This window comes from Empedobacter falsenii (assembly GCF_013488205.1).
Classification (GTDB): domain Bacteria; phylum Bacteroidota; class Bacteroidia; order Flavobacteriales; family Weeksellaceae; genus Empedobacter; species Empedobacter falsenii_C.
The window spans coordinates 842,462-858,232 of sequence record NZ_CP040908.1 but is presented as its reverse complement, the minus strand read 5'-3'; the positions used below and the strand labels follow the sequence as shown (position 1 = coordinate 858,232).

Annotated in this window: 13 protein-coding genes; 3 read left to right on the top strand and 10 right to left on the bottom strand. The window is 31.3% G+C overall.

All coding sequences use genetic code 11. The annotated features are described in order from the left end of the window. Positions 1–55 precede the first annotated feature (55 nt). The 9 genes from FH779_RS04035 to FH779_RS03995 all read right to left on the bottom strand — a co-directional run bounded on the left by FH779_RS04035 (position 56) and on the right by FH779_RS03995 (position 11,382). Complete coding sequence (locus FH779_RS04035; protein ID WP_180906151.1) at positions 56–1,330, bottom strand: TolC family protein; 1,275 nt, start codon at positions 1,328–1,330, stop codon at positions 56–58. 1 nt (position 1,331) lies between these two features. Next, on the bottom strand, positions 1,332–4,439 hold the full coding sequence (locus FH779_RS04030) for an efflux RND transporter permease subunit (RefSeq protein ID WP_180906150.1): 3,108 nt from the start codon (positions 4,437–4,439) through the stop codon (positions 1,332–1,334). Positions 4,440–4,452: 13 nt separating this feature from the next. Further along, positions 4,453–5,583: an efflux RND transporter periplasmic adaptor subunit gene (locus FH779_RS04025; RefSeq protein WP_180906149.1), complete on the bottom strand. Its 1,131-nt coding sequence runs from the start codon at positions 5,581–5,583 to the stop codon at positions 4,453–4,455. 41 nt (positions 5,584–5,624) lie between these two features. Then, positions 5,625–6,323, bottom strand: coding sequence for an MgtC/SapB family protein (locus FH779_RS04020; RefSeq protein WP_114999368.1), 699 nt, complete (start codon positions 6,321–6,323; stop codon positions 5,625–5,627). Between the two features lie 247 nt (positions 6,324–6,570). Then, positions 6,571–7,938 carry a HAMP domain-containing sensor histidine kinase gene (locus tag FH779_RS04015; RefSeq protein ID WP_180906148.1) on the bottom strand — a complete coding sequence of 456 codons (1,368 nt, stop codon included), beginning with the start codon at positions 7,936–7,938 and terminating at the stop codon, positions 6,571–6,573. Beyond that, the gene (locus FH779_RS04010; RefSeq protein WP_038334112.1) at positions 7,922–8,611 is read right to left on the bottom strand and encodes a response regulator transcription factor; all 690 of its coding nucleotides are present in this window, start codon (positions 8,609–8,611) and stop codon (positions 7,922–7,924) included. Before FH779_RS04010 ends, FH779_RS04015 begins: the two co-directional genes overlap by 17 nt. 122 nt (positions 8,612–8,733) lie before the next feature. Next, positions 8,734–9,423, bottom strand: a complete 690-nt coding sequence (locus tag FH779_RS04005; protein WP_180906147.1) for an SDR family NAD(P)-dependent oxidoreductase — start codon at positions 9,421–9,423, stop codon at positions 8,734–8,736. After that, positions 9,392–10,381, bottom strand: coding sequence for an ABC transporter ATP-binding protein (locus tag FH779_RS04000; protein ID WP_180906146.1), 990 nt, complete (start codon positions 10,379–10,381; stop codon positions 9,392–9,394). Before FH779_RS04000 ends, FH779_RS04005 begins: the two co-directional genes overlap by 32 nt. Continuing rightward, positions 10,378–11,382 (bottom strand): FecCD family ABC transporter permease, encoded by a 1,005-nt coding sequence (locus FH779_RS03995; RefSeq protein WP_180906145.1) that lies wholly within the window; start codon positions 11,380–11,382, stop codon positions 10,378–10,380. Before FH779_RS03995 ends, FH779_RS04000 begins: the two co-directional genes overlap by 4 nt. Positions 11,383–11,467: 85 nt before the next feature. Between FH779_RS03995 and FH779_RS03990 the strand changes: the two genes are divergently transcribed. From FH779_RS03990 to FH779_RS03980, 3 genes are read left to right on the top strand one after another with little or no spacing between them, the layout of a single operon-like run. Continuing rightward, a complete protein-coding gene (locus FH779_RS03990) occupies positions 11,468–11,830 on the top strand; it encodes a hypothetical protein (RefSeq protein ID WP_180906144.1) in 363 nt (120 codons plus the stop codon). Between the two features lie 52 nt (positions 11,831–11,882). Continuing rightward, on the top strand, positions 11,883–12,857 hold the full coding sequence (locus FH779_RS03985; protein WP_244958022.1) for a TQO small subunit DoxD: 975 nt from the start codon (positions 11,883–11,885) through the stop codon (positions 12,855–12,857). A gap of 2 nt (positions 12,858–12,859) precedes the next feature. Continuing rightward, complete coding sequence (locus FH779_RS03980; protein WP_244958021.1) at positions 12,860–13,438, top strand: TlpA family protein disulfide reductase; 579 nt, start codon at positions 12,860–12,862, stop codon at positions 13,436–13,438. 76 nt (positions 13,439–13,514) lie between these two features. Here the strand turns inward: FH779_RS03980 and FH779_RS03975 are convergent, their stop codons facing one another. Continuing rightward, the gene (locus FH779_RS03975) at positions 13,515–15,764 is read right to left on the bottom strand and encodes a multicopper oxidase domain-containing protein (protein ID WP_180906142.1); all 2,250 of its coding nucleotides are present in this window, start codon (positions 15,762–15,764) and stop codon (positions 13,515–13,517) included. Positions 15,765–15,771: the final 7 nt, after the last annotated feature.

Below are 15,771 nucleotides of genomic sequence, written 5' to 3'. Positions count from 1 at the left end.
TTAATTGAAAAATCATCACGAATATAATTCATAAATCTTTAGAATTAGTAAAGATTTAAAAATCAATATCCCAAATTCCTACTACTCTTTCTAAATCAATAAGACCTGAAGCACAATTATAAAGAGTTTCCAAATATTGATTTTGAATTTCATTATAAGTTCGTTGAGCATCTAAAACCTCTAACAAAGACGAATTTCCTCTTTTGTAACTGTATTTTTTAGCCTCTAATATTAAATTCGCGTTTTTTAATATTTCAATATCAAATTGTTTCAACTGTTTTTTATAACCTTCATACAACTCATATGCTTCTTTTACTTGAGATTTTATCTCTAATTCTGTTTGTTTATAATTTAGCTCCTCTTGTTTAAATTGCATTTTAGCAACATTCAACTCATTATTATATTTATTCGAAAATTTCAATGGAATATTTACTCCTCCTTTAATTTGTGTGAACTGAGGAGTTTCTGCTATCAAATTTCTAACAGCTGTTGAATGCTCTAATCCTAAAATCAGTCCCAAATCTATTGCACGATTTGCTTTAGCTAACTCAATCATTCTTTGACTAACATCTTTACTTTGCAAGGTAACTAATAAATCTGTTCGATTACTTAAGGCCATTTCAGTCAAATTGATTAAATCAAAATCACGTTGAAACGTTTTCAAATCTCCTACTGTAGAAAATAAATCTGCATATTGATCGATTCCCATAAAAGTTGATAATCGAATTTTTGATGTAGCAAAATCTGTTTCTGCTTGTATTATTTCATTTTTTAATGATTGAGTTTCTAATCGACTTTGTCTTGCATCAGTTTCAGAAATCTCTCCTAATTTGAATCTTATTTCATCCGAATTTGCTAACTGATTCATCATGTTATAAGAATTCTCTTTTACATTCAACATTTCTTTCTGATAGATTGTTTGAAGAAATCCTAACGTTGCGTCTGCTTTCAAGTTTTTGAAATAATCTAAAAGAATTAATTTCGTTAATTCAAATTCACTTTTAGCTAAATTAATTCGAGCTTTTCTTTTTCCTCCTAATTCTAAAACCCATCCAACTTCTGCTGAATATCCAAGTCCCATTTTTCTTTTGGCTTCTCCATTATCAAAATATTCAAATTGAAGTTCGGGATCCGCAAATGCTTTTGCACTTAAAATTTCTGTTTCGGCAATATCTACATTAAAGCGCTCTGCTGTATAAGAAATATTGTTTGCTTGAACTGTTTCTATAAATTTTTTATAATCTAATTCGCTTTCATTTGTTGTTTGAGCAATTAATTTAGTATTTACTATAAATAAACTACACACAACTAATAACCAATATTTTTTCATTTTAATCTTGTTTTTGATTAACTGATTTTTCTACTGAATCTTTTCCCCATTTCTTTTCGATCATATAATACAAAGCTGGAAGGGCAAAAAGTGTAATGATTGTTGAGAATAATAATCCGTATACGATAACCGTTGCTAATGGACGTTGAACATCTGATCCTATTCCTGTTGCTAATGAAGCTGGTAATAATCCTAGAATCGCAACTGTGGCTGTCATCAAAATAGGTCTGAAACGATTTTTTGTACCTTCTATAACAGCTTGAGAAAGTTCCATTCCTTTATTTTTCAGTAAATTGATTTGAGAAATCATAATCACTCCATTCTGAATTGCAACTCCGAATAATGCAATAAAACCAACTGCTGAAGATACATTCAACGTCATTCCTCTTACATTTAAAGCTAACATTCCACCGAATATCGCCAAAGGAATAATTCCTATTAAAAGCAAAGCTTGTCTCAATTTACCGAATGCTGCATATAAAAGTATAAACATGACTAATATTGCAATTGGAATAATAACTGAAAGTCTTTTATAAGCTCTGTCTTGATTTTCAAACTGTCCACTCCATTTAATATGATATTGACTATGATCATAATCAATGTTTTGTTCTATTTTATTTTGAGCTTCTTTTAGGAAAGAACTTAAATCACGGTCTCTCAAATTCAGTTTTATTGTCAAATGACGTTTATTCATTTCACGCGTAATTGTACTTTCTCCTGTATTTAGCTTTACATCGGCAACTTGCGCTAATGGTATTTTTATACCATCTACATTTGTCAAAGTTAATTGTCGTATTTTTTCTGGTGTATTTCTACTATCTTCTTTATATCTACAAGTAAAATCATATACTCTATCATCTGAAAATATTTGAGAAATAGCTTTTCCTCCAATTGCGACTTCTATTAATTCTGAAACATCAGAAACATTCAATCCATATTGTGCAATTTTATCTCGATTAGCATGAATTTGAAGTTGAGGTAAAGGCGGTTCTTGATCTATTGATACATCAGCAGCACCTTTTACCATTTTTAATTCTTTCATGATATTCTCAGTTATTTTGCGTGTTTCAGTAAAATCTTTCCCATATATTTTTACAGCCAACTCACTATGTGCTCCTGAAATTTTATCCATAACCCCATCAATCATTGGTTGAGAAAAACCAACTGTATATCCTGGCATACTAGCATACTCTGATTCTAATTCTCGAATCAAATCATTCTTAGTTTTTCCTCTAGGCCATTCTTTATATGGTTTCAGTCCTATTGAAACTTCAAAATGAGATGCTGTCCATGGATCTGTTCCGTCATCATTTCTACCAGCTTGAACCATTACATAAGTAACTTCATCATATTTCATTGTATGTTCTCTCAATACATCGCTCATTTCTTTTGACTTCTCTACCGATAATCCTGGAGGTAATTCTACTTGTAACCAAATAGAACCTTCGTCTAATGTTGGTAAAAAATCTTTTCCAACAGAAATAGATAATACTATCGCGCTAGCAAGAATTAGAAGTAATGGTAGAATAACTTTTTTGGGTTTAGCAACTATTTTTTTGATAACCTTTGAATAAGATTTCGTCAGCTTTTCCAACCATTTATTATGATAAATTTTTCTTGGTTTTTTATACATTACAAATGCTAATCCTGGGATTAATAAAAGTGCAACTGATAAAGCTCCAAATAATGCATAACCAACAGTAAAAGCCATCGGAGTAAAAAGTTTACGTTCTACTCTTTCAAAAGCGAACAATGGTAAATAAGCTGTTATAATAATTAGTGTTGCAAAAAATATTGGTTTTGCTACTTGCTTTGCAACCGTTGAAATAGTTTTCTCCTTTAATTCTTCTTTTGGATTTTCCTCTCTTTTTTTCAAAACAGTTTCCATCATCACAATAGCTCCATCTACAATAATTCCGAAATCTATAGCTCCTAACGAAAGTAGATTAGCTGGAATAGATGTAAAATGCATTAATATAAATGCAATAAGCAATGAAATAGGAATTGTTATCGCTACTAGAAGAGCTCCTCTCCAACTTCCAAGAAATACAATAAGTACAATAACGACTAAACAAATACCTTCCATTAATGTGTATGAAACAGTATTAAGTGTTGTATCGACTAAATCTGTACGATCTAAAAATGCATGTATTTTTACATCTTTTGGCAACAAATCATTATTCAATTCATCTACAGCTTCATGAATACCTTCTAAAACTACAGAAGTATCTTCTCCTTTTAACAATAAAACTATCCCTTCAATTCCGTCACTATGATTTCGGCTTTTATCGCTATAACCTAAAATTCCTTTTCGTTCTAAGTTTCCATATTTTAACTCTCCAATATCTGATAATAAAACAGTTACACCTTTTTCTGATTTAATAACAATCTTACCAAAATCTTCTAAATCTTTTACAAGACCTATTCCTCTAATCACATATCCTATATCTCCTTGAGGTAATGTACTTCCTCCTGCATTAATGTTGTTTTTTTCTATTGTTTCTACAACATCATTTAACGATACATCATACTGAGTTAATTTATTTGGATCTATTTCTATTTGATATTGCGTTGTGATTCCTCCAAAATTTGTTACTTCTGCAACTCCTGAAACTTGATTAATTCTTGGTACAATAACAAAACGTTGTAAATCTGTTAATTCTCTTAAACTTTTTGTGTCACTTTCAATAATATAACGAAATACTTCTCCAATAGGAGATGTTAAAGGATCTAATCCTGGTTCAGCTCCATACGGCAACTCAATATCATTCAATCGTTCTTGAATTCTCATACGAGCCCAATAATCATCTACTCCATCTTTAAATACAATCGTAATTATAGATAATCCAAATGTACTTTTGCTACGCATAACATGCATACCTGGTAAACCATTTAGCTCTCTTTCTATTGGAATTGTTATTTGTTGTTCTACTTCTTCCGCAGCCAACCCAGGAACTTGAGTTACAACTTGTGAAGTTACATCTGCGATATCAGGATAAGCTTCGATAGATAATTGTTTCCAAGAATAATATCCAAAGAATGCAGCCAAAGAAAACAAAGCTACCATTAACCATTTTTTGGCAATCGCCATTTCTATTAGTTTATTCATCTCAATAGCTTATTTATTTTGCTCCCATTAAAAAGATACCTCCTTCAATCACTACTCTTTCTCCTACTTTTAAACCATCTGTAACACGAACAAAATCGTTATTTTCTGAAGTTCCAATTGCTTTTACATTTACTTTTCGATATTTTCTATCACCTATTTTCACAAAAACATATTGATTTTCTTTTTCTTGAAAAACAGCTTTAGCAGGAAGGATTATCTCTTCTTTATCTAGACTATTCAATGTTACGTTAACATACATTCCTGGTTTTAAAACAAATTGATTATTATCCGTTTCTATAAGCACATCAACACTCCTCGTTTCTTCATTTAATAATTGTCCTATATTAATTACTTTTCCTTCGAATATTTTTGATGGAAAAGCATCAACTGTAAATGTTATATGTTTTAACTCTTCTAAGAAACCTAAATTATGTTCTTTTACTTGTGCCGAAATCCATACCTTTGATAATTCTGCTACTGTAACTAAAGCTTCATGATCTTCTTTTATGAATTGTCCAACAACTAAATCACTGCTTACAACTCGTCCAGAAATAGGAGACCGAACAATTAAAGATTGCCCCATTCCTACTCTAGAAGATGAATTAAAAACTTTCAATGATGCAGCAGTTTGATCTGTTGCTATTTTCTTTAACTTGTAATCTGTCTCAGCCTCCTCTAATTCTCTTTTTACACCTACAGCATGATTGTATAAATCTTTTTGACGTTTCAAATTCATTTCTGCTTGTTTTAACTCTTGCTGAGCTGAAAAATATTCTTGCTGAGCTGAAAAATATTCTGAAGATTTTATTTCAAAAATGGGAGAGCCTTTTTGTACATCCTGTCCCAATGTGACGAAAGATTTTACTATGCGTCCTGCAAAAGGTGATGCTACCTGAGCAAATCGTTCAGGAATTGCTTTTACAACTCCTGTCGAACTTAACTCCGATTCTATCGTTTGAAGTTTTGTTGTTTCTAATTTCAATTTAGATTCTATTAGAGAATTTTCTGATAATTCTATTTCATTATTTACCCAATAAAAATCTGGATTATCAGTTTGCTCTGTTTTATTTTTACAACTATTCGTCAAAAACATTGCACTTCCTACTAAAAGCAGTATAAAATGAGTTAATCTTGTTATTTTCATGAGATATTTTTTCTGTATATTCTTATTACTGTTTATTATTTTTACACTTCGTTACTTATAATTTCCCAACGAATTTTCTGGACATCTTTTTCAATTGTTAATCGACTTGCTATTTTTTCTAAAAGACTATCTTGTTGATTTAAAGCTGATATTTCTGCTGAAATCATTACAGAATCATTTATTAAATCATCATCACTTGAAAGAGACTTCATCATAAGATTTTCATTATTCTCTATTGATCGCATTAGTAATACTCTCAAATGATTTTCTACATCATTTCTACATTTTATTACCAATAAATATTCAGTATCCTTGTGGTTTTTATTTTTGAAAGAATAACGATAAATGTGATTGCTAATTGGTCTTAATAATAGATGGGCTAACATTATAATTGAAGTAAGTATAACTGCTTCTATTGAAAGTCCTGAACCGACAAATAACCCAATTGCTGCTGAACACCAAATCGTAGCTGCAGTATTCAATCCTCTTACACTTAATCCATCTTTCATGATTACTCCAGCGCCCAAAAAACCTATTCCGCTGATAACATATGAAGCTATTCGTCCTACTGCATCACCTCCGATAGAATAAGACATTAATATAAACGCTGCTGAACCTACACATACTAAAGTATTTGTTCTTAATCCAGCACTTTTTTGGCGATATTCTCGCTCTAAACCTATTGCAGCTCCTAATAGAAAAGCTAATCCTAGCTGCATTGTAAAATTCACTAAATTCATTTTTTTCCTTTTTTAAGACAAACCTAAGTTTCAATTATCTCAAAAGCAGTTATAAATGAATCTTAGGTTTATTGTTTGACAAATTGGGAATCTGTTTCCATTATATTTTTTTCTGGTGCAAATCTACAATACATCAAAAGCTACTGCTGTTAGAAACCCTTTAGAAGAATATTAGAATTTTATTAGAACAAAAAAAGCCTGCTAAATAGCAGGCTTCCATTATATTTTTTTAATGATTTAAGTTTTATTATGACTTCTTCAATACGATCTGAAAAATAGTCTCTTTTCCTTCTTCGGAATATAATTCTAAACGAGCATCATGTAAATCGACAATTTTCTTTGTTAAAGGTAATCCTATTCCTTGTCCTTGAATATTTTTATGTTTATCACTTCTAAAAAAAGGTTTAAAAATCAATGCTAATTCTTCTTGATCAATTTTATCTCCTTTATTAATAAAATTAATTTTCACTTCTTTATCATCAAAATCAACTTGAACAATACAACTATTATCAATTGAATATTTGCAAGCATTTTCTATTAAATTAGTAAAAGCAACCTTTAATAAATACTCATTTCCTATAACTGCAACTTCGTTTTCTTCTTCTGGTATTCTAATAAAATTTAAATCTACTTTATACTCTTTATTGCTTTTTTGAATTTGCGCAACAGAATCTAAAAGTATTTCATCAATCCGAATCGTTTTAAAATTTATTTCCGAAGGATCATAACTTGCTTTTGCCATATCAAGTAAACTATTTGAAAGACGAACAATTCTTTTCGTATCATTCAATGCAAATTGGATTAACTGTTGATATTCTTCGTTAGTATGCTCTTTATCTAAAGCCATTTCTAACTCTGTTATAATTGCCGCCAAAGGTGTACGAAGTTCATGCGCAATATTAGAAACAAAGTTTTTTTGTGTATCAAAAGAGTTTTCTAATCGTTGCAACATTTGATTAATTGTTGTTGTTAATTCTGCTAACTCATCTCCTTTTGATTTCAATTCAATTCTCAAATCTAAATTCGAAGCAGAAATTTGTTTGGCTTTATTTGTTATTTCTTTTACTGGATTGATTGCTTTATTTGTAAAAAAGAAAGCAGACAAAATAATTAATAGCAAAGAAAAAATATAAATCAGTATGATGTTTTTCAATAAATTGTTCATCTTACTGTATCCATATTCGTCTAAAGCGGCCGCTGTTACAATGTAATGATTGCCATCTACAACATAATTCATTCCAATTACTTGCCATTTATCTTGATAAAAAATTACAAATCCTTTTTGTTGTATTTCATCAAATAATTCGTCAGTTTCTTTTACAAAATCTATTTCAACAGCATCATGATAAAGTAGTTTTTTGTTTTGATTATAAACCGCAACTTCTACTTCATTGATTGTTTGTCTATTATTATGATAAATATTATGTAAAACTTCTGAAGGAACTTTAGCTTTAAGAAAAAGATTTGATTTTGTAATTGCTTCTTTTTTCAATAATTCAAAAAACTCTTTTTCTCTATCTTTTTTAGCTGAATAATAAATAATAAAAGCAAAAAAGAAAAGTATTGCAGCTGTAAGTAGAGTGAATAAAATCGTCAGTTTAACTTTTATTTTCATCTTTTTTAAATATAAATCCCTGACCTGTTTTTGTGTGAATTAGTTTTGTAGGAAAATGTTTATCAATTTTATTTCTTAAATAATTTATATAAACATCAATAAAATTAGTTCCTGTATCAAAATGTGTGTCCCAAACATTTTCTGCTATTTCATTTCTAGACAAAACTCGTTCTTTGTTTTCTAACATATATTGAAGCAGTCGAAATTCTTTAGGAGTTAAATCAATTTCTTTTTCTTCTCTTTTTATAATTTTAGTATGAAGATTCATCTCTAAAGTATCATATTTTAATAAAAAGGATTGTGAATTATGATTAAAATTTCTTTTTGATAAAACCCTTATTCTAGCAACAAGTTCTCGCATTTCAAAAGGTTTCACCATATAATCATCTGCACCAGCATCAAATCCTTCTACTTTATCATCTGTTGTTCCAAGAGCTGTTAACATAATAATAGGAAGAAAAGGTTTCTTCTTTTTGATTTCTTGACAAAAATCTAATCCACTTAATTTAGGTAAAATTATGTCAGATACAATTAAATCATACTCTTCGCGAAGAGCTAATTTAAGTGCCATTTCACCATCATAAACTACAGTAACTTCGAATCCATTTTCTACTAATCCTCTTCGAATTAATTCAGACATTCTTTGATCATCTTCTACTACTAAAATATGCATACTACAAAAATAAGGTTTTAGTTTTAAGGATATTCCATTAATTTCAAATAAAAAAAATCTGCATAAAAACTTATTTTTTTATGCAGATTATATCTTTTATATAGATTCTTATTACGTTTTTTTTATGGCGTAGAAATAGAAGCTTGTTGAACTTTTCCGTTGAAATATTTCCAACCATTCAATCCAAAATCGACCAAATATTCGGCCATTTCATCTGGTTGCAAAGGCGCAATATAGCCCGGAAAAGCTTCCTCCAACATCTCTGTTTGCACCGCTCCCAACGCCACAGCGTTTATTCTTGGTCCATGATCTTTCAATTCTTCTGCTAATAATTCAGTCAAATTAACCGTTGCCGATTTTGAAGACGAATAAACAGACAAACCTGGAAATTTCACCGAACCTTGTACTGCTCCCATTGTCGAAATATTAACTACATGAGAAGATGTATCAAATTTTGGCATCAAAACTTGTATCAAGCGATAAGGCGCCATAAAATTAATCTGCCAAGAAGTTAACAAATCCTCTTGTTGCATTTCTATGAATGGTTTGTTGATACAAACTCCCGCATTATTGTACAAAACATCTACTTTATTCCAAGATTCCACAGCTTTCAAAACATCTGAAATCTCATCAAAATTAGCCAAATCAACACCGATAAACTGATATTGATTTTCTTTTGCAAAAGCTGTTAATTCCTTCAATTTATCTACATTTCGAGAGACTGTCAACACTCGATTTCCTAATTCCAAATGTTGTTTTGCCAATTCAAAACCAATTCCTCTACTCGCTCCCGTTACAATTATATTTTTCATAATGTTGTACAAAATTTACAATTTCTTCTATCGTTTCAAACTTTATTCCATCAAAGATGATGTTATTTTCTGTGATTTCAATATGATTTTCCGCATTATTTTCGACAGAAATTCCATTTCGAATTAAGGCATTTTTTACCCAAAAAGCCAATTCCGAATTTCCTTTTACACCAATCGTTTTAGAAAATGATTTTTGTGTTGAAAAACGATTATTTTTTTCATCATACGTTAAATTTTGGTTGGATAATTTTTGAATAATTTGATGTTCAAAAGCCATTTGTTCTGGAATATTTTCAAAAAGGTTTCCATTTTCAATCCACCAAATTTTATCCGCTTTTTCCAATGCAAAATCAACTTCGTGTGTGATCATCAAAAACGATTTATCTGTTTTCAATTTTAATTCATTCAACAAATTGAAAATACGATATTGATTCGCTAAATCTAAATTAGAAGTTGGTTCATCTAAAATCACCAATTTCGCATCTTGACACAACGCGCGCGCAATCATCACCAATTGCAATTGACCTTCGCTGATTTCATTCGCAAATTGATTTGCCAAATTCGAAATTCCAACCAATTCTAAAACCTCATCAATTAGGTTTTGTTCTTCCTCAGAAATCTTTTTCAAAACGTTGTGATAAGGCAAACGTCCCATCGCAACCAATTCCGAAACTTTAATTTTTGGAACAATCGACAAACGTGGTAAAACAACTGCAATTTGCTGCGCAATTTCTTGAGAAGATAATTTTTTGATCGAATTATTTTCTAAATAAATTTCTCCATTCAGTGTTTTCTGAAAACCTAAAATCGAATTAATCAACGTTGATTTTCCTGCACCATTTTTACCTAAAACAGCAACTAATTCATTCGAATTTATACTCGCATTTATGGTTGAAACAATTTCTTTTGAACCATATCCAACCGAAAGATTTTCTAATTTCAAAATGGTATTTTTCATCGCACTTCGTTTTTATTATTCAACAAAATACTAATGACAATTGGAGCTCCAAACAACGCGGTAATGATATTAATCGGTAACGTTCCGAACGGAAAAACTTCGGTCAAAATCGAGAATAATAACATGAAAAATATACCTGAAACGAAAATCCATCGGTACAAAATTTTCATATCACCTGTTCGTAACAATGTTCTACAAATATGTGGAACTGCCAATCCAATAAAACTAATTGGACCTGCAAAAGCCGTTGCTGAAGCCGTTAATAAAGCTGTTGAAATTAAAATTGTAAAACGTAATTTTTTGATATTAATCCCTAAAGATTGTGCATATTTTTCACCTAATAATAAGGCTGTAATTCCTCGTAAAGTAAATAATGAAACAATAATTCCGCTCAAAACAAATAAACCAAAAACGCCTAATTGTTCCCACGATAAACCGCTCAACGAACCGAATCCCCAAACTAAATAGGCTTTAATTTTATCGGAAGGAGCAAAATATTGCATCATGCCAATTAATGCGCCCGCTAAACCTGCAATCATAAATCCTATAATCACCAAAGAGGCAGATGATTTGATACGAAATGATAACGAAATCACTAAAAACAAGGCGACAATTGCACCTAAAAATGAAGCAATAATTGTAATCCAAGGATTATTGAGAAATTCTCCTAAACCAATCATCGAAAAAAGAAAAATCACAATCGCAACGCCTAAACTTGCCATCGAAGTTATTCCCAAAACAGAAGGTTCTGCCAACGGATTTTTGAATAATTCTTGCATCAAAAAACCTGAAATCGGCAACGAAATACCAACCAATAAAGCTGTTAATGATTTTGGTAAACGAAAATTGAGCACAAGATTGTGCAACATTTCGTCTGATTGACCAGAAAATACATTAAAAATTTCGGTGAAAAAAATCGAGACTTTTCCAACGCTTAAACTCAAAACAAAAAGTAAAAGTGTCAGAATTATTAAAACAAAAAATAGTGGTTTTTCTTTCATCAAGACAAAGATAGAAATTCTAATAATTTCTTAAAGTTTAATTGTGAATTGGTTTTTATTGAAAATTAATGATTAGTTTCGTTTCATGAATTTTAGAAGTTTCGTTTTAATTATCTCTTCGATTTTTGTGCTACTTACGCCATGTAGCATCAAAGCTTCTATTCATACTATTTTGGACGTAGAAAATGTTCATCAAACAAAAACTTCTCAAGTCAAAATCAATCAAAATCATTCGAATTCATGTTCTGTTGTTAAGTTTGAAACGATAAAAAAATCAACAAAAAATCTTGATGTTCCGAATTTTGATTTACCCGATTCATCGATTCATTTCATTGGGTTAGCACGTTCTTCATTAATCGAAGAAGATATAGATTCGAATGAAATTCAATCACCAAAAATACCTTTTTATCTGTTGTATAAGCAATTGAAATATTCGTTGATGTCTTAATTTTTCACAATTAATTTAGACAACAAATATTCAATCACTTATATAAAAATTCATGCAAAATAAATCTGTTTTATCAATGGGTAATGCTGTATTGGCGTTACGTTTAGTCATTGGTTGGACGTACTTTTCTGCCTTTTGGAGGCGTTTAATTTTAGAAAATAAACTCGATCCAGAAGCTGCGGGTTATATTGGCGAAAAATTCAATCATTTTTTACCAAATGCCCTTTTCATCAAACCACTTATTCAATATTTAGTCGAAAATCCTGAAGCGTTGCTTTGGAATATGTGGATTTTTACCATCGTAGAAGGCGTTGTTGGCTTACTCTTAATGCTTGGTTACAAAACACGAATCATGAGTATTGCCGTTTTCTTTTTGGCAATGGGAATTTTACTTGGTTCGGGCTGGATTGGTACAACTTGTTTGGACGAATGGCAAATTGGCGTTTTAGGATTAGCTGGAGGTTTTACGCTATTTCAGGCTGGTTCAGGAAAAATTTCGTTGGATTATTTCTTCAATAAAAACCAATTTATTCAACAAGAAAATAATTGGAATTCGATTTCATTCCAAAAATATAGACCTTATTTTATAGGTTTTAGTTTTTTTATTTTATTCGTTACTTTGTTTACAAATCAGGTTTTTCATGGTGGAGTTTACGGAACTTTGCACAATAAATCTGTCAAACCAAAAGTAGAAATCTCAAATTTAAAACAACATCAAAACAAGGTTTCATTTGATGTAATGCGAATAGAAGGCGCGGATGTTTATGGCTCTTTTTTGATTCAAATCGATTTTCATAATCATCAAAATGAAATAATTGAAAGTTTGGATATGAAAGAGTTATCAAATTTGGACAAACAACAAATTTCGAATTATTATGTAGCAAAAGTTACACCGCACAAACACAGTTTGGTGTTACCTTTGGGTGCGAAAGCAAATCTGAATTTTGATATTTCAGACAAAATTCACAAAGTAGTTTTAACCGATATAAGCGGATTACAATGGGAACAAACAATAACAAATTTATAGCAATGTTAAAAAGAAATTATTCAACAATTATCATAGGAGCGCTGGCTTTGGTCTTACTTTTTGTGCCAGAAGCAAAAGCAATGATGCAACAAGGTTTAATGAAATTAGGCTTATTTGAACCGAAATTAGAAAAAGTTGAACCAACAACTCAACCAAAATCTGAAGCGAATTATACGTTCGAAATGGTGTATGCTGATGGAAAATCTGTCAATATGGAAGATTTGAAAGGTAAAGTTGTTTTCATGAATTTTTGGGCAACTTGGTGTCCGCCTTGTATTGCGGAAATGCCATCAATTCAAAAATTGTATGATAAAGTAAAAGATGACAAAGACATCGTTATTTTGACGGTTGAAGTAGAAGGAAAACGTGATAAAGTAGCGAAATTTATGGAACGTAAAAATTTATCGTTGCCTGTAGTTTATCCAAATTCAACTATTCCTACTGAGTTTTTTAACGGTTCTTTACCAACAACTGTTATTTTAGACAAGAAAGGAAATATTGCACATACAACAATGGGAATGGCGGATTATTCTGGACAAGATATTGTTGATTTCTTGAATGAATTGAAAGCGATGAATTAATCTTTTAAGAATTATAAAAACATAAAAAAGCTTCGAGAATTTTCTCGAAGCTTTTTGTTTTGTACTATTTATATTTCTAATAAACTAATCGTAATCCTACACCAAAGCCCATATCGCTATCGTAATGAGTTCTAATGTGCATATTTCTGTTTAAGATATAGCTCAATTCACCCATATATTCTTTGTCGGTATTCCACATAAAACCAGCACGAACTCGTTTTGAGATTGGAATATCTTCGCGCATAAATTGCAAACGAACTTTTCCTGTATGATAAATTTCGGTTTGGAAATCAATCAACATTGGTAACTTATACACAAAACCTGTACTGAATAAACCTTTGTTACGATCGGTTTTTTGACTAAAAATATTCTTCTCTACATTTCCGTGTTCTGCTAACATTTTGTGTTGATTCCAATCAAATCCTACAAAAACCTGAAACCATTGATTTCGATCTATAAAACGTCCCAAATGTGTTTCAACCTCGTAACCGTGTTCTGGTTTGTAATCTATACTCCATTCCGAAGTCAATGCCCAACGCGCATCTTGCACCATCAACATACCATCTAAACCATTTGTTGCAAAATCATTTTCTGCCATAACATGCTTCATATTGCTTTCCATTTGCAACATTTTATACGCATGTTTTTTGTTCGGTAAATTCGGATTTTGATAATCTCCAACTTCAAAAACGCGGTTCATTCCGCCCATCATATGGTACAAAATATGACAATGGAAAAACCAATCACCTTCTGTATTCGCTTCAAATTCGATGACATTTGTTTCCATTGGCATAATATCCAACACATTTTTCAGCGGAGAATATTCACCATTTTTATTGATGACACGGAAATCGAAACCATGTAAATGCATCGGATGACGCATCATCGAATTGTTGTATAAGGTAATACGTAGAATTTCGCCTTTTTTGACTGGAATTTTATCCGATTCAGAGAATACTTTGTTATCCATACTCCACACATAACGATTCATATTTCCAGTTAATTCGAAACGCATTTCTTTTATTGGAGCATCTTTCGGAAGTGTTGTATTTTCAGGAGATTTTAGCATTCCATAATTCAAAGTAGTGATGTTTGAGGATGTATTTCCATGCGAAGAATGATCCATTCCACTCATTTCTGAATGGTTTTCAGCAGTATCTTTCTTTGATTTTTTGGATTTCTTTTTCGATTCGCCGGTAATTTCAGGATACATCACGGTATTCATGTCCATTTGCTGCAAACTCATTTTCATGCCCATATCGTTCATTGTTCCGTCCATATTCATCATGTCATTCATCATTTTCATTCCTTCAAAATACTTCAATTTTGGAAGTGGTTCCATCAATTGTTTCTTTCCATCACCAATGAACAACGAAGCCGAACCTGTTCTATCTTCAGAAGTTACTTGAAATTCGTAAGATAAACCACCTTTAGGAACTGTCACTACAACATCATAGGTTTCGGAAACACCAATAATCAAACGATCAACTTCTAAAGGCTCTACATCATTTCCATCATTTGCTACAACCATAATTTTTCCGCCCGCATAACGCAACCAAAAATAAGTCGACGCACCACCATTCGAAATACGTAAACGAACTTTATCACCTGCTTTGAATTGTTTCAGTTGACTTTCATTCTGAGCATTTATCAAGAATTTTTCGTAATAAACATCACTCACATCCATCGCCAACATACGTTTCCATTCGTTGGTCAATTTTGTTTTGAAATGCCCTTCTCGAATTGCTTCAGCATAACTTTGCGTTGAACCTTTTTTGATTCCCGCCCAGTCGTTTGCATTATGCAACATTCGCTGAATATTTTTTGGATTAAGATCTGTCCATTCACTCAACATTACAGGAATTGTAGGTAAATCATCAATTCCTTTTCGGAAAGTGGGATCATTTTTGCGTTTCTTCAAAATCATCGAACCATACATCCCTATTTGTTCTTGATACCCCGAATGACTATGGTACCAATGCGTCCCGTTCTGAATAATCGGAAATGAATACGTGTACGTTTCACCTGGTTTGATTCCCATTTGCGTCAACATCGGAACACCATCTTCTTTATTCGGTAACCACACACCATGCCAATGCAACGAAGTATCTTCGTTCAATTTATTATGTACGCGAATGACAGCCGTATCGCCTTCCGTAAACTCTAAAGTTGGCATAGGAATTTGACCATTTACCGAAATTGCTTTTCTATCTTTCCCAGAAAAATTAACAATGGTATCACGTACATATAAATCGTATTCCACACGTTTTTGAGCTTGTAAAGCAATCGCCGACGGAATAAAAAGTAAACAAAGTAATTTCCTCATGAGAATG

What these genes read in the sequence shown, in the direction of transcription:
- FH779_RS04005 (WP_180906147.1), bottom strand. Translation starts at nt 9,423, where the DNA reads ATGAAAAATATAATTGTAACGGGAGCGAGTAGAGGAATTGGTTTTGAA.
- FH779_RS04030 (WP_180906150.1), bottom strand. Translation starts at nt 4,439, where the DNA reads ATGAATAAACTAATAGAAATGGCGATTGCCAAAAAATGGTTAATGGTA.
- FH779_RS03975 (WP_180906142.1), bottom strand. Translation starts at nt 15,764, where the DNA reads ATGAGGAAATTACTTTGTTTACTTTTTATTCCGTCGGCGATTGCTTTA.
- FH779_RS03980 (WP_244958021.1), top strand. Translation starts at nt 12,860, where the DNA reads ATGTTAAAAAGAAATTATTCAACAATTATCATAGGAGCGCTGGCTTTG.
- FH779_RS04000 (WP_180906146.1), bottom strand. Translation starts at nt 10,381, where the DNA reads ATGAAAAATACCATTTTGAAATTAGAAAATCTTTCGGTTGGATATGGT.
- FH779_RS03990 (WP_180906144.1), top strand. Translation starts at nt 11,468, where the DNA reads ATGAATTTTAGAAGTTTCGTTTTAATTATCTCTTCGATTTTTGTGCTA.
- FH779_RS04035 (WP_180906151.1), bottom strand. Translation starts at nt 1,330, where the DNA reads ATGAAAAAATATTGGTTATTAGTTGTGTGTAGTTTATTTATAGTAAAT.
- FH779_RS04020 (WP_114999368.1), bottom strand. Translation starts at nt 6,323, where the DNA reads ATGAATTTAGTGAATTTTACAATGCAGCTAGGATTAGCTTTTCTATTA.
- FH779_RS04010 (WP_038334112.1), bottom strand. Translation starts at nt 8,611, where the DNA reads ATGCATATTTTAGTAGTAGAAGATGATCAAAGAATGTCTGAATTAATT.
- FH779_RS03985 (WP_244958022.1), top strand. Translation starts at nt 11,883, where the DNA reads ATGCAAAATAAATCTGTTTTATCAATGGGTAATGCTGTATTGGCGTTA.
- FH779_RS03995 (WP_180906145.1), bottom strand. Translation starts at nt 11,382, where the DNA reads ATGAAAGAAAAACCACTATTTTTTGTTTTAATAATTCTGACACTTTTA.
- FH779_RS04025 (WP_180906149.1), bottom strand. Translation starts at nt 5,583, where the DNA reads ATGAAAATAACAAGATTAACTCATTTTATACTGCTTTTAGTAGGAAGT.
- FH779_RS04015 (WP_180906148.1), bottom strand. Translation starts at nt 7,938, where the DNA reads ATGAAAATAAAAGTTAAACTGACGATTTTATTCACTCTACTTACAGCT.